Annotated in this window: 14 protein-coding genes; 4 read left to right on the plus strand and 10 right to left on the minus strand. The window is 70.0% G+C overall.

Annotated features, from left to right (window positions below; genetic code table 11):
- Nucleotides 1-13: 13 nt before the first annotated feature.
- The 6 genes from alr to glmS all read right to left on the minus strand — a co-directional run bounded on the left by alr (nucleotide 14) and on the right by glmS (nucleotide 7851).
- Nucleotides 14-1189, minus strand: a complete 1176-nt coding sequence (alr, locus tag AC0KS4_RS20300; protein ID WP_238956795.1) for an alanine racemase — start codon at nucleotides 1187-1189, stop codon at nucleotides 14-16.
- Between the two features lie 103 nt (nucleotides 1190-1292).
- Entirely contained in the window at nucleotides 1293-2675 is a 1383-nt protein-coding gene (locus tag AC0KS4_RS20305; RefSeq protein ID WP_225330433.1) for a glutamate decarboxylase, read from the minus strand.
- A gap of 21 nt (nucleotides 2676-2696) precedes the next feature.
- On the minus strand, nucleotides 2697-4118 hold the full coding sequence (locus AC0KS4_RS20310) for an NAD(P)H-hydrate dehydratase (RefSeq protein WP_238956796.1): 1422 nt from the start codon (nucleotides 4116-4118) through the stop codon (nucleotides 2697-2699).
- A 66-nt stretch (nucleotides 4119-4184) separates the two neighbouring features.
- Complete coding sequence (locus AC0KS4_RS20315) at nucleotides 4185-4904, minus strand: rhomboid-like protein (RefSeq protein WP_225330430.1); 720 nt, start codon at nucleotides 4902-4904, stop codon at nucleotides 4185-4187.
- Nucleotides 4905-4969: 65 nt separating this feature from the next.
- On the minus strand, nucleotides 4970-5863 hold the full coding sequence (locus AC0KS4_RS20320) for a DUF4436 domain-containing protein (protein ID WP_225330429.1): 894 nt from the start codon (nucleotides 5861-5863) through the stop codon (nucleotides 4970-4972).
- Nucleotides 5864-5976: 113 nt separating this feature from the next.
- Nucleotides 5977-7851, minus strand: a complete 1875-nt coding sequence (gene glmS, locus AC0KS4_RS20325; protein WP_238956797.1) for a glutamine--fructose-6-phosphate transaminase (isomerizing) — start codon at nucleotides 7849-7851, stop codon at nucleotides 5977-5979.
- A gap of 443 nt (nucleotides 7852-8294) precedes the next feature.
- On the opposite strand from glmS, the gene AC0KS4_RS20330 reads away from it, so the two are divergent.
- Genes AC0KS4_RS20330 through AC0KS4_RS20345 form a run of 4 tightly spaced genes read left to right on the plus strand, consistent with a single transcriptional unit; the run spans nucleotide 8295 to nucleotide 10590 of the window.
- Nucleotides 8295-8492, plus strand: coding sequence for an Rv1535 family protein (locus AC0KS4_RS20330; protein WP_225330427.1), 198 nt, complete (start codon nucleotides 8295-8297; stop codon nucleotides 8490-8492).
- Between the two features lie 43 nt (nucleotides 8493-8535).
- Entirely contained in the window at nucleotides 8536-9375 is an 840-nt protein-coding gene (locus AC0KS4_RS20335; protein WP_225330426.1) for a dienelactone hydrolase family protein, read from the plus strand.
- Nucleotides 9376-9385: 10 nt separating this feature from the next.
- Nucleotides 9386-9511 (plus strand): hypothetical protein, encoded by a 126-nt coding sequence (locus AC0KS4_RS20340; RefSeq protein ID WP_275254635.1) that lies wholly within the window; start codon nucleotides 9386-9388, stop codon nucleotides 9509-9511.
- 38 nt (nucleotides 9512-9549) lie between these two features.
- Nucleotides 9550-10590, plus strand: coding sequence for an LLM class F420-dependent oxidoreductase (locus AC0KS4_RS20345; protein ID WP_225330425.1), 1041 nt, complete (start codon nucleotides 9550-9552; stop codon nucleotides 10588-10590).
- Between the two features lie 4 nt (nucleotides 10591-10594).
- On the opposite strand, the gene AC0KS4_RS20350 is transcribed toward AC0KS4_RS20345, so the two are convergent.
- The 4 genes from AC0KS4_RS20350 to rpsI all read right to left on the minus strand — a co-directional run bounded on the left by AC0KS4_RS20350 (nucleotide 10595) and on the right by rpsI (nucleotide 14307).
- Nucleotides 10595-11989 (minus strand): hypothetical protein, encoded by a 1395-nt coding sequence (locus AC0KS4_RS20350; protein WP_225330424.1) that lies wholly within the window; start codon nucleotides 11987-11989, stop codon nucleotides 10595-10597.
- Between the two features lie 3 nt (nucleotides 11990-11992).
- Nucleotides 11993-12319: a type VII secretion target gene (locus AC0KS4_RS20355; RefSeq protein ID WP_238956798.1), complete on the minus strand. Its 327-nt coding sequence runs from the start codon at nucleotides 12317-12319 to the stop codon at nucleotides 11993-11995.
- 48 nt (nucleotides 12320-12367) lie between these two features.
- Nucleotides 12368-13702, minus strand: a complete 1335-nt coding sequence (gene glmM, locus AC0KS4_RS20360; RefSeq protein ID WP_225330422.1) for a phosphoglucosamine mutase — start codon at nucleotides 13700-13702, stop codon at nucleotides 12368-12370.
- Nucleotides 13703-13851: 149 nt separating this feature from the next.
- Complete coding sequence (rpsI, locus tag AC0KS4_RS20365) at nucleotides 13852-14307, minus strand: 30S ribosomal protein S9 (protein ID WP_225330432.1); 456 nt, start codon at nucleotides 14305-14307, stop codon at nucleotides 13852-13854.
- Nucleotides 14308-14354 lie beyond the last annotated feature (47 nt).

Below are 14354 nucleotides of genomic sequence, written 5' to 3' on the forward strand. Positions count from 1 at the left end.
CTTGCGGGATCCCTCAGGGCGCAACGGTGTGCGCCTCGCGGTAGGTCCTGGTGATCCGGCCGCGGGGGCTGGTCACCACTTCGTAGTGGATGGTGCCGAGCAGATCGGCCCAGTCCTGTGCGGTGGGTTCGCCATTGCGACCGGGCCCGAACAGGATCGCCTCGTCGCCCTCGGCGACATCGGTGGGGCCGGGGCCCAGGTCGACGACGAATTGATCCATGCAGATCCGTCCGACCCCCGGTCGGCGCCGGCCGTTGATCAACACCTCCAGCCGGTTGCCCAGGGACCGGAAGATGCCGTCGGCGTAGCCGACCGGCAGCAGCGCCAGGGTGGTGTCGCGCTGCGCGGTCCAGGTGTGCCCGTAGGACACGCTCTCGCCCGCCCGTATCGATTTCACCAGTGCCACAGGGCATTTCACCGTCATGGCCGGGATCAGACCCATGTCGCCGAGCTCGGGCACCGGGCTCAGCCCGTATACCGCGATGCCGGGGCGCACCATGTCGAAGGCCAGGTCGGGACGCGACATCGTGGCCGACGAGTTCGACAGGTGCGCCACCTCGTAGCGCACCCCCTCATCGCGCGCCTGGGCCAGCATGTCGGTAAACCGTTGGGCCTGAAGGTCATTGACCGGGTTGGCGGGTTGATCGGCGTACACCATGTGGGACATCAGCCCGCGCAGCACGACGGCGTCCTCGGCGACGGCGCGGCGCAGCGCGGTCAGCATCGACCGATAGTGCGCCGGCGGTACGCCATTGCGATTCAGCCCGGTGTCGACCTTGACGGTCACCGTCGCGGTCCGGCCGGTGCGGCGCACCGCGTCCAGCAGCTCGTCGAGCTGGCGCTCCGACGACACGGCGATCTGGATGTCGGCCAGCAGCGCGGGCCCGAAGTCGACGCCGGGCGGGTGCAGCCAGGCCAGCACCGGCGCGGTGACGCCGTCGGCGCGCAGCGCCAATGCCTCGTCGACGGTGGCGACACCCAACTCGGCGGCCCCCGCGGCCAGCGCGGCGCGTGCCGTCCGGCCGGCCCCGTGGCCGTAACCGTCGGCCTTGACGACGGCCATCACCTGCGCGCCGCCGGCCTGCTCGCACAGCAGCCGCACGTTGTGCTTGATCGCGCCCAGGTCGACCAGGGCCTCGGCGAGGAGGCCCGGTGTCAGGGATATCGGCGCAGCGGCCCGCCCGGTCATGGCCGCCATTGTCCCAGAACCGCGCAGCACGCCGCCGAGCGTGGACTTGTCGGCGCGATTTCGGCGTGATCGGCGCCACAACTCGACGCTCGGCGCGGCGGCCTCAGTGCGCGAAGTGCTGATCCGCGTAGTGGCCGCCGGGCCTGAGCTTGTCCAGCGAGCTGAGCGTCGAGACGGCATCGTCGTGCAGCGCCCGGGCCAGGTCGGCCGAGAGCCCCTCGCGCACCACGATGCGCAGCACCGAGACATTGGTGGCATTGTCCGGCATGGTGTAGGCGGGCACCTGCCAGCCGTAGGTCCGCAGCTCGTGGGAGACATCGAACTCGGTGTAGCCGCGGTCCTTGGACAGCCGAAAGGCGACCACAGGGATCGCGGAGCCGTCGGAGACCAGTTCGCAGTGCTCGCTGACCCGCAGCTGCTCCCCCAGCCAGCGCGCCGTCCCGGACAGCGCCTGCATGACCTTGGTGTAGCCCTCCCGACCGAGCCGCAGGAAGTTGTAGTACTGGCCGACCACCTGGTTTCCGGGGCGCGAGAAGTTCAGGGTGAAGGTCGGCATGTCGCCGCCGAGATAGTTGACCCGAAACACCAGGTCGTCGGGCAGGTATTCTTTGCTGCGCCACACCACGAACCCGACGCCGGGATAGGTCAGCCCGTACTTGTGGCCGCTGACGTTGATCGACACCACCCGGGGCAGCCGGAAATCCCACTTGAGTTCGGGGTGCAGGAACGGCACCACGAACCCGCCGCTGGCGGCGTCGACGTGCACCGGGACGTCCACACCGCCGCCGGCCGCCACCTTGTCCAGCGCGCCGCAGATGTCGGCGACGGGCTCCAGCTCACCGGTGTAGGTGGTGCCCAGGATCGCCACCACGCCGATGGTGTTCTCGTCGACGGCGTCGACCACCTGTTCCGGGGTAATGACGTAGCGCCCCTCCTCCATCGGCAGGTAGCGGGGCTCGACGTCGAAGTAGCGGCAGAACTTCTCCCAGACGACCTGGACGTTGGACCCCATCACCAGGTTCGGGGTGCGGCCCTTCCAGTCTTTGCCGATCTTCTGGCGCCAGCGCCACTTCATCGCCAGGCCGCCCAGCATCACCGCCTCGCTGGAGCCGATCGTGGACACCCCGCACGCGCTGTAGGGGTCGGCGTCGTTCAGGCCGTCGGCGTGGAACAGGTCGGCCACCATGCACACGCAGCGCTGCTCGATGGCCGCGGTCGCCGGGTACTCGTCCTTGTCGATCATGTTCTTGTCGAACGTCTCGGCCATCAGCTTCCCGGCCTCGGGGTCCATCCAGGTGGTGACGAAGGTGGCCAGGTTCAGCCGCGAGCTCCCGTCGAGCATCAGCTCGTCGTGGATGAAGCGGTAGGCGGCGTCGGGGTCCATCGATTCGTCGGGCATCCGCAGCGCCGGGACCGGGGCCGTGAACAGCCGGCCGGTGTAGGCGGGGGCGATGGAGTGCGCGGGCAGTGAAGGGTGTTGTGGCACTGGGGAATCCTCTCGATAGGTCTACAGGGCGGCCAGGGCGGCTCGGATGTGCGGCACCATGCGTGACGCGGAGGTGGGCGCGTCGCCGGGGCCCGGGTCGGCGGCCGAGCGCGCCGCCGCGTCGGCGTGGACGAAGGCCGCCGCCGCGGCCGCCTCGCCCGGCGGCAGGCCCGCCGCCAGCAGCGCGCCGATCATGCCGGACAACACGTCGCCGGAGCCGGCGGTGGCCGCCCACGACTGCCCGGCCGGACTGAGATAGACCGGACCGCCCGGTTCGGCGACGACCGTGACGTTCCCCTTGAGCAGCACCGTGGCGCCGAACGCCTCGGCCAGCTTGCGGCACGCACCCACCCGGTCATCCCCGGGGGGACTACCCGCTAGGCGCGCGAATTCACCGGCGTGCGGAGTCAGCACCGTCGGCGCGCTGCGATCGGCCACCAACTGGGGATGGGCCGCCAGGATCGTCAGGCCGTCGGCGTCCACGATCACCGGCAGGTCGCTTTCGAGCGCGAACCACAGCGCCGCCGCCCCGGCGTCGTCGGTGCCCAACCCCGGCCCGACCACCCAGGACTGCACCCGCCCCGCCGACCCGGGGCCGGGCGAGGCGATCACCTCAGGCCAGTGCGCGAGCACCTCGCGGTGCGCGCTGCCGGCGTAGCGGACCATCCCGGAGGTCGCCGCGACCGCGGCGCCGGTGCACAGCACGGCGGCGCCCGGATACGTCGACGAGCCGGCCATCACGCCCGTGACGCCCTGCGTGTACTTGTCGTCGTGGGGACCCGGCACCGGCCAGCGTGCCGCCACGTCGGCGGCCTCGAAGCCCAGCACGTCCGTGTCCGGCAGGTCCAGGCCGATGTCGATCAACCGCACCCGCCCGCAGTCGCCGAGCGCGTGCACGGGTTTGAGCCCGCCGAAGGTGACGGTCAGCACGGCGCGCACCGCGGGACCGCTGGTGGTCCCGGTCGCCGCGTCGACGCCACTGGGGATGTCGACGGCGACCACGGGGATCCTCGCGTCATCGACGGCGGCGAACACCTCGGCCGCGGCGGGCCGCAGGGCTCCGGAGCCGGAGATGCCCACCACCCCGTCGATGACGAGATCGGTTGCGGTCGAGACACTTTCGACGATCCGGCCGCCCGCCCTGCGGAACGCCGCCAGCCCCTTGCGGTGCGTGCGCTCCGGGTTGAGCAGGATCGCGTCGGCGGCCGCGCCGCGACACCGCACGAAGGTGGCCGCCCACAGCGCGTCGCCGCCGTTGTCTCCGGAGCCGACGACCGCGCAGACCCGCCGCCCGGCCACCCCGCCGGTGCGGGCCGCCAACTCGCCGACGATCTCGGTGGCCAGCCCGTAGGCGGCGCGCCGCATCAGGGCGCCGTCAGGCAGGCTGGCCAGCAGCGGCGCCTCGGCCTGGCGGATCGCATCTACGGAGTAGTAATGCCGCATCAGAGCCAGATTACGTGTCGCCATCGCGGGGGCTTGGCGCCCACCAGCTTTCGCTGCGGCCCGACATCAGCCGGGGTCCGCCGGGGGGATGCTGCGGCGCGCCATGGCCTTGAGGCGCGCGGGACTCAGTTGCCGGCTGCGTTTGGAGCGTGTGCGGGTCATCGGGTAGAAGCACAGGCCGATGAGGATCGAGGCGAAATGCCCGATCGCGGTGAAGTCCAGCTCGACGCGGTCCATGGTGATCAACGGGAAACCGAAGATGACGAACAGCACCCCGAGATAGCCCCAGCGCCAGGGCCTCGCGATGTGGTAGGCCAGCACGGCCATCACGCCGACCAGGAAATAGCTGACCCCGATGTCGCGCGCGTGCACGAGCCGTTGCGACGCATCGCGTTCCTCGATCGCGAAGTAGAGGATGCCCTCGCTGATGTAGGTGGCGAGGATGTGAGAGCTCAAACCCACAGTGAGCCAGCGCAGCTGGCCGAGCCAATGTTCGGCCGGCGCGAGAAACAGGGTGAACAGCAGCAGGTAGGGCTCGAAGTTCTTCCCGTCAATCCACAGCAGGCTGGAGAACAATACGTCGAGCGGGTTTTTGCCCAACTCGTGAATGTTGGTGGAGCGGTGCAGCAATACCGAATGCAACTGGCGGCCGGTGAGGTGGTTCTGGATGATCGTCGTGACCATCAGCACCAACAGCCAGCCGTAGGTCAGCGGCGCAGTGCTGACGAAATGCCACACCGTCAGCGTCATGCTGCGCACTCGTGCCCGAACCGATGCATGCGCCACGACATCAACCTTCGCACGCGGGGCGCCGCGCCCGTACGACTTCGGCGGCTAACACGCCGCCGCCCTCAGCTACTCGACGGTGCGGGCTCCGCGGGCGCCGGCGCCGCAGCGAGCACCGGCGGATTGAGATGTCGCCACCAGCAACCGATGTAGAGCACCATCGAGACCGCCAACGCGAGCAGGACCCAGATCACGACGGTGATGTCGACCCAGCTGCCGAAGGGTGGTGAGCCGGGTAGCGCGTTTCTCAGCGGCACCACCGCGAACAGCATCGCCGCGTACCACGTCGTCATCGGCGGCTGGAACGGCCGCCGGTCCCGCGCGGTCTGAATCGCAACGAACAGAGCCAGACTGGCGATCGTGATCAGCACGCCGAGGATGACGATCGCGAACGCCGCGGTGCTCAGCGACCGCCGCACGTGCAGCCGGTACGGGCCGTCCGCCTGGGACCTGGTCGCGGTGAGTTGCCACCCCGAGAGGTGGTCGATGAAGGTGACGGGCACGTGGTCGGGCGCCCGGTCGGTATCGGGGCCGTAGAAGATCTCGACTTCGATCAGCCCCGAGCGGTATTGGTCGAAGGGCCAGCGCTCGATCTGACCGGCGATGGTCAGCGGGATCGCCATGAGCCCGGGAAGCATGCCCTTGGTCCAGGTGTGCCGCGACGGCATCGCCGAGGATCTGACCCGAAGGCTGAGATCCTCCTTGAGGTGGTGGGTTTTCGGATCCAGCAACGCCGATCCGGGATTGAAGGCGAGGTTGACGGCGAGCACGCTGTTGTTCGACTGCATCTCTTCCACGTTGATCGTCGCCGACGGCTGGTCGCTGCTCACCACCGGGGTTGATCCATCCAGTCGCCGGACCGTATCGCTTTGGGCGTACGTCAAAATCGACCCGGCGTAGACCGCGAGGACGAGCACGACAACACCTACGACGCCGAATCTGATGCCGCCCGATCGCATACTTCCTCCCGCACGGACGCAGCCTCGACCTCCTGGCCGAAAGGCTTTCCCAGGGCAATGTAATGGATCGACCGCGGGTCCGTCGCCGATACGCGCGAAGCGGTGCGAGCTACCTACTCGACGGTGACGGACTTGGCCAGGTTGCGCGGTTTGTCCACGTCATAACCGCGCGCCTGGGCCACGGACGCGGCGAACACCTGAAGCGGGATCGTCGACAGCAGGGGCTGCAGAAGCGTTGACACGGAGGGGATTTCGATCAAGTGGTCGGCGTAGGGCCGCACGGTGTCATCGCCTTCTTCGGCGATCACGATGGTGATCGCCCCGCGGGCCTGGATTTCGCGGATGTTGGACAGCAGCTTGGCGTGCAGCACCGCGGACCCCTTGGGGGACGGCATGACGACGATGACGGGCAGATCGTCCTCGATCAGCGCGATGGGGCCGTGCTTGAGTTCGCCGGCGGCGAATCCCTCGGCGTGCATGTACGCCAATTCCTTGAGTTTGAGCGCGCCTTCCAGTGCCACCGGGTAGCCGACGTGGCGACCCAGGAACAGCACCGTCGGCGACTGGGCGAATTGATAGGCCAACGCGGCCACCGGCTTGATCGTCGCGAGGACCCGCGCGACGAGGTCCGGCATGGCCTCCAGCTCGTGGTATTCCCGCGCGACCTCGTCGGGGTACTTGGTGCCACGGGCCTGCGCCAGCGCCAGGCCGACGAGATAGTTGGCGGTGATCTGCGCCAGGAACGTCTTCGTCGACGCCACCCCGATCTCCGGGCCGGCGCGGGTATAGAGCACCGCGTCGCACTCGCGCGGAATCTGTGAGCCGTTGGTGTTGCAGATGGCCAACACCTTGGCCTTCTGCTCCTTGGCGTGGCGCACGGCTTCGAGCGTGTCGGCGGTCTCGCCGGACTGCGAGATGGCGACCACCAGGGTGCTGCGGTCCAAAACCGGGTCACGGTAACGGAATTCGCTGGACAGCTCCACCTCGACCGGCAGCCGCGTCCAGTGCTCGATCGCGTATTTCGCCAGCAGCCCGGAGTGATACGCGGTGCCGCAGGCCACCACGAACACCTTGTCGATCTCGCGGAGTTCCTGATCGCTCAGACGCTGCTCGTCGAGGACGATCCGGCCGTCCACGAAATGGCCCAGCAGGGTGTCGGCGACGGCTGCGGGCTGCTCGGCGATCTCCTTGAGCATGAAGTACTCGTAGCCACCCTTTTCGGCGGCGGCCAGATCCCAATCGATGTGGAACTCGCGGTATGCCCCGGGCCCCAGGTCGTCGTTGCCGTCGAAGTCGGTGATCCGGTAGCCGTTCGCGGTGATCACGACGGCCTGGTCCTGGCCGAGTTCGATGGCGTTGCGGGTGTGCGGGATGAAGGCCGCCACGTCGGAGCCGACGAACATCTCGCCGTCGCCGATGCCGAGCACCAGCGGGGTGGAGCGACGGGCGGCGACGATGGTGCCGGGGTCGTCGGCGTTGGCGAACACCAGCGTGAAGTGGCCGTCGAGGCGGCGCAGCACCGCGAGCACCGACGCGGGGAAATCGCCGGCGGTCTCGCCGTGGCGGTAGGCCTGCGCCACCAGGTGCACCGCGACCTCGGTGTCGGTGTCGCTGGCGAACTCCACGCCCTGGGCCTCGAGCTCGTGGCGCAGGTTCGCGTAATTCTCGATGATGCCGTTGTGGACCACCGCGACCTTGCCGGCGGCGTCGCAGTGGGGGTGCGCGTTGCGGTCGGTGGGGCGCCCGTGGGTGGCCCACCGGGTGTGGCCCAGGCCGGTGGTGCCGGTCAGGGACGACGGCGGCATCTGGGCGACCGCGTCTTCCAGGTTGGCCAGCCGGCCGGCGCGGCGGCTCACGGTCAGGGTGCCGTCACCGTTCGCCAGCGCGATGCCCGACGAGTCGTACCCGCGGTACTCCATCCGGCGCAGCGCGGCCATGACGACGTCACAGGCGGGCCGCTGCCCGACATAGCCGACGATTCCGCACATTCTGACCAGGGTAGTGCAGGCGGGACACCGAACCCGCAATCCGGCGCCATGGTTAGGCCGCCCACCTGCGCCGAAAGGGACGCGGGCACCGCTACTGGGACGGCCTGAAGGGGACGTCCCGGACCAACCTGCCCAGCCCCCCGCCATTCACGTCACCGTCATCACCGCCGGGAATTCTTTCACCTGATGTGCGCGCGACGTTTTTGTTCACGTCATCGCCGCCGCGATGAACACCCCTAGTATTCGAATTGTCAGCAAAGATCGTCACCGACCGAAGGACGAGCTGCGTGAGGCCTGCCCGGACGCTCTGGCTACCTCGATTTCCCGTTATCGCCGACGCATGAATTCCGTCGTCGATGGTTGTTCACCGGGAATTGTGCAGCGGGTCGCATTGAAATGCGTACTTGCTCCGACCGACCACCATGCGCCATGGGGAGGCAATCATGACCGCAGTTCGGTACGACGATGTGACGCCCGCCCCGCTGGCGCCGGCGTCCCGACAAGCCACCAAGCCGCGCCGGCAGCCGTCGACGGGCTCCGGAAACGCCTTGATGGACATGACCACCCACGTGCTCACCGCCACGCTGCACCAGCTCTACGCGGCGCTGTGGCGGGCGGGGGTCATCGAGGTCACGGCCTAGTCATCTTCGCGGGCGTGCGATTGTGATGCGCTAACGTCGACGCGTGGCCCGCATCCGCAAGCTTGTCGCCGCTCTGCACCGCCGCGGTCCGCACCGGGTTTTGCGGGGTGACCTGGCTTTTGCCGGTCTGCCGGGAGTGGTGTACACCCCGGAGGAGGGCCTGAATCTGCCCGGGGTGGCGTTCGGCCACGATTGGCTCGCCGGCGCCGCGCGGTATTCGAACCTGCTCGAGCACCTGGCGTCGTGGGGCATCGTGGCCGGCGCTCCGGACACCCAGCGGGGCGTGGCCCCGTCGGTGCTGAACTTCGCCTTCGATCTCGGCACCGCCCTGGACATCGTGTCGGGTGTGCGCCTCGGGCCGGGCAAGATCAGCGTGCATCCCGCCAAGCTGGGCGTGGTCGGTCACGGTTTCGGCGGCTCGGCCGCGGTATTCGCCGCCGCCGGAATGCCCGCCAAGCCCGCGGCGGTGGCGGCGCTTTTCCCCAGCGTCACCAGCCCGCCGGCCCAGCAGCCGGCCGCGACGCTGAAGGTGCCGGGAGTGATCTTCACCGCGCCGGGCGACCGGGCGACGCTGATTTCCAACGCGCTGGCGCTTGCCGAGGCGTGGGAGCCGGCGACGCTGCGCATCGTCAGCAAGGCCGAGCCCGGTGGGCTGGTCGAGCGCCGGCGGCTGGCCACGGTGCTCGGCCTGCCCGGCCCGCACCGGCGCACCCAGCGGTCGGTTCGGGCGCTGCTGACCGGATACCTGCTCTACACCCTCGGCGGCGACAAAAAGTATCGCGAGTTCGCCGACCCGGACGTGCAGCTGCCCGGGACGGATGCCCTCGATCCCGAGGCCGAGGCAATTCCGCTGGAAGAAAAGATCGTCGCCCTGCTGAAGTGACGGGTAGTTCGTGGCAAGCGCGCACGCGCTGTACGCCCGCTGGATCGCCGAAGTCTGGCACGGACGGTTAGTCTCGTGCACCGGCAACGACATCCGCCTGGCCGCCGAGTACTGGACGGGTACTTCGGCGGGCTGAGCGTCCGGGCCCGCGCGGGCGCGTGGTAAGTGTCATGGATGCGAATCGGGATCGCTCTCAATTATTCGAGCGGCTTTCACGAGGCCGTGGACCGCGTCGTCGAACTCGAGAAGTCCGGCATCGAGGTTGCGGTGGTGGCCGAGGCGTATTCGTTCGACGCCATCAGCCAGCTGGGATACCTGGCCGCCAAGACCAACACCGTCGAACTGGCGTCGGGGGTCCTTCCCCTCTACATCCGCACGCCGTCGCTGCTGGCGATGACGGCCGCGGGGCTGGATTTCGTGTCCGACGGGCGATTCCGCCTCGGCATCGGCACCTCCGGGCCGCAGGTGATCGAGGGCTTTCACGGGGTTCCGTTCGACGCCCCGCTGGGCCGTACCCGCGAGATCGTGGAGATCTGCCGCAAGGTGTGGCGCCGCGAACGCGTGCAGTACGCCGGCAAGCACTACCAGTTACCGCTGCCCGCCGACCGCGGAACGGGTTTGGGCAAGCCGCTACAACTCATCAATCATCCTGTGCGCGAACGTATTCCAATCAGCATCGCCGCGCTGGGCCCCAAGAATGTCGAGCTCACCGCCGAGATCGCCGAGGGTTGGCAGCCGGTCTTCTATCTTCCGGAGAAGGCCGCGTGGATCTGGGGTGAGGCGCTGGCCGCCGGCGCCGCCAAGCGTGATCCCGCGCTGGGTCCGCTCGACGTCATGGTGCACGCGTCGCTGGCCATCGGGGACGACGTCGACGAGCGGCTGGCCTGGGTCAAGCCGCAGCTCGGGCTCTACATCGGTGGGATGGGCGCCAAAGGCCGCAATTTCTACCACAATCTGGCGACGCGCTACGGGTACGGCGAGGTCGCGGATCGGATCCAGGAGCTGTATCTGTCCGGCCGCAAGCAGGAGGCCATCGACGCCGTGCCCGACGAGCTGGTGCGGGGGATGTCGCTGATCGGCCCGCCCGGGTATGTGGCCGAGCGCATGGCCGCCTTCGCCGAAGCCGGGGTGACCACGCTGTTGTTGAGCCCGCAGGCCACCGACCGCGACGAGTCCCTGCGCTTCGTCGAGGAAGCCCTGCGGCTGCAGCCCTGAGCCGTCATTGCCCGGCCTGCGGAAGCTGGTCCGCGGCAATCTCGCACGGCGTCGACCCCTCGCCCGCGGGGGGCGCGGGATCGGCGGCGGGCGCGGCCGCGGGCGCCGGCTCAACCGGAGGCTCGGCCGGTGTCTCGGCCGGTGTCGGGTCGGCCGGCGGCGCCTCGACCGGTTGGGCTTGCTGATCGGGCCCAGTGGCCTCGGGTTGGCCCGCGTCGCCGACGGGTTGCGCCGGGTCGGCCCCCTCGGGTTCGGCGGCGGCTTCGTCCTCGGCGACGTCGCCGGTGTCCTCGGCGTTGACGGGATCCTCGGCGTGAAAAGGGTTCTCGTCAAAGGCGTTTCCGCCCGGCGAATCGCCGAACACGTCCGCCCCGTCGCCCGCCGACCCGAGCAGATCGCCCATCGCATCGACGATCCTGCCGGCCAGCCCGAGAAGCCCGCCGCCGCCCCCGCTGCCGAGCCCACCACCGAGCCCACCGCCACCGAGCCCACTACCGAGCCCACTACCGAGCCCGCCCAGGTCGCCCAAAGCCCCGGCGGGCACCCCCGACGCCCCACCGAGTCCGCTTCCCCAGTCCGGTGGCGGCACCGGCGGCACCGGCGTGGGGGCGACCGGCGCCGGCGCCGCAGCCGCCACCGTCGCCGCCGGGTCATCCAGCCGCGGTGGCACAGCTGCCACCGGCGGGGCGAGTTGCGCCGGGACAACGCTCGTCCCGAGATCGCCGGGAAACTCGAACCGCGCCGCCGGGGCGGCGGCCGCCTTGTCGATCACCATTGCGTAGGACGTCTGGACCCCGTCCGAGGTGGAGCGCATCGCGTTCAGCCAGTCGTCACGAATGTCGTTGTCCACGTAGGGAATCACCTGCCGGCGCACCACATCCTCGGCGCCCCGCGGGTCCGCGGCCGCGACCGTGGCGGCGGCGGCCAGCCAGGCCGGCCGCTGCGTCTGTGCGCGGTCGTCGACGGCGATGGCCGTCGCCACTTTCGAATCGATCAGATGCCACAGGTTGTCGCGCAGCGACTCGCACCGCTGGGCCGCCGCGCGCAGTTCGGCGGCGACCGCGTCCGCGGTGTCGCAATGCCGCTGCAACAGCTGCACCGCGGCGTCCCCGCCCGCGCCCGTCCACGCCGCGGCCAGCTCGGCCACCTGGGCGCGCTGCATGCGCAGCGCTTCGGAGGCCACCACGCCGGCCGCCCGCAGCTCGGCGCAGTCACGGTCGAGCGCGCGCAGGTCGAGTCCGTCCTCGCTCGCATACCATTCGCGGATCTGCGCGGGATGCGCTGTCAGGTCGGGATGTTGGTACCCGAGCGCGTGGCAGGCCTGCACGTAGGTCTGGGTGTGCTCGACGGCGACCCGGCCCTCGGCGAGGCGCGCGTCCACATCCAACCGGTCGGCCACGAGCTACGCGATCCGCGCGGCGGCATACAGTTCGGCGTCGGCGTAGCGCTCGGCGCTGGACCGCAGGGCGGCGGCGATCTCGGTGGACGCGCGCGACCACTGCGACACCTGCTCCGTCAGGCGCCCCAACTCGGCGCGCAGCGCGTCGCCGCGCGCGGCGTGCGCCCGCCCGGCGCAGGCGCCGCTGAAAGCCAGCCTGGCAAGGTGATCGCTGACCGCGCGGTCGAGAAATTCCGCCGCCATGGCGAATTGGTTAGCGACCCGGTGCGTGGCCGACGCGTCGATCTGGGTGCTGGCGGCGACAGGCCGTGTTCCCCCAACGAATTTCATGCCTAATCCGACGCCGGTAGGCGCGTCGGGGTTCCGGGCGTCGCGGGATCAGTGCGCGGCGCTGACCGCTTCGGCGACCCGGGTGGCGATCCGCGCAGCGATGTCCTCCTCGGGGGCCTCCACCATCACGCGGATCATGGGCTCGGTTCCCGACGGGCGCAACAGGATTCGGCCGGTATCGCCCAGCTCGGCCTCGGCCTGCCCGACGGCGGACCGCACCGCCGGCGCCGCGGCGGCCGTGGCCTTGTCGGCGACCGTGACGTTGATCAACACCTGCGGCAGCGTCTGCATCGCCGAGGCCAGGTCGGCCAGCGACGAGCCGGTCTGCGCCATCCGGTTCATCAGCCGCAGCCCGGTGACGATGCCGTCCCCGGTCGAGCCCAGCGCGGGCATCACGATGTGCCCGGATTGCTCGCCGCCGAGGCTGTAGTCGCCGGCCCGCAGCTCTTCCACGACGTAGCGATCCCCAACGCCGGTGGTGCGCACCGTGATTCCGGCCGAGCGCATGGCCAGATGCAACCCCAGGTTGCTCATCACGGTGGTCACCAACGTCCTGGAGGCCAGTTCGTCGGCCTCGTGCATGGCCAGCGCGAGCACCACCATGATGTGGTCGCCGTCGACGAGATTGCCGTCGGCGTCGATGGCCAGGCACCGGTCGGCGTCCCCGTCGTGCGCCAGGCCCAGGTCGGCGCGGTGCGCGACGACCGCCGAGCGCAGCGAATCCAGGTGCGTGGAGCCGCAGTTGTCGTTGATGTTGAGACCGTTGGGGTCGGCGTTGATCGCGATCACCCGCGCGCCGGCCGCGCGGTAGGCGCGTGGGGCCACCGCCGACGCCGCGCCGTGGGCGCAGTCCACCACCACGGTCAACCCGTCGAGCCGCAGCGTGCTGGCCTTGCTCAGGTGACGCAGGTAGCGGTCGGCCGCGTCCTCGGCGTCGAGGACCCGGCCGATCCCGGCGCCGACCGGGCGCAGCCCCGGTTCCCCGACCAAGGCTTCGATCCGGTCCTCGGTGCCGTCGTCGAGCTTGCGGCCGCCGGGCCCGAAGATCTTGATGCCGTTGTCGGGCATCGGGTTGTGCGAGGCGGAGATCATCACCCCGAAGTCGGCGTCGTAGGCGCCGGTCAGGTAGGCCACCGCGGGGGTGGGCAGCACCCCGACCCGCAGCGCGTCGACCCCCTGGCTGGTCAGCCCGGCGATCACCGCGGCCTCCAGCATTTCGCCGCTGGCCCGCGGATCGCGGCCGATCACCGCCACCCGGCGGCCCGGCGCCGCCGCGCTCGCCAGCTGCCGCGCGGCCGCGGAACCCAGCGCCAGCGCCAGCTCGGCGGTCAACTCGCGATTGGCGACCCCACGGACACCGTCGGTGCCGAATAGTCGACCCATGCGAACAAACCTCTCACAGTTGTCGGGCTAGCACCTAACGTGCCCGTTCCTTTGTGGCCGAAACCGGGCGCGGGTGGGTGCAGACACGCCGCAACCGGCCACAACTTGTGGAGCACGATGCCAAGTTGTGGCCGGAAAGCGACCGCTGATCAGCGCTTGCTGTACTGAGGCGCCTTGCGGGCCTTCTTCAGGCCGTACTTCTTGCGCTCGGTGGCGCGCGGGTCACGGGTGAGGAACCCGGCCTTCTTCAGCGCGGGACGGTCGTCCGGCGAGGCCACGATCAGCGCCCGCGCGATGCCCAGGCGCAGCGCGCCGGCCTGGCCCGAGGGGCCGCCGCCGTGCAGGTGGGCATAGATGTCGAAGCTCTCCACCCGGTCCACGGTGACCAGCGGGGCCTTGATGAGCTGCTGGTGCACCTTGTTGGGGAAGTAGCCCTCCAGGCTGCGGCCATTCAGGTTGAACTTGCCGGTGCCGGGCACCAGGCGCACCCGCACCACGGCCTCCTTGCGGCGGCCGACGGTCTGGATGGGCCGCTCGAACACGTAGGACTCGGCGGGCGCGGCGACCGCGGCGGTCTCCGACGCCTCAACCGGCGCTTCGGTCACCTCGGCGACGGCCACTGTTTCCTCTGCGGTCTCGGGGTTGTCCGGGT

The organism is Mycobacterium sp. NTMscope_MAC_12 (genome assembly GCF_976985675.1).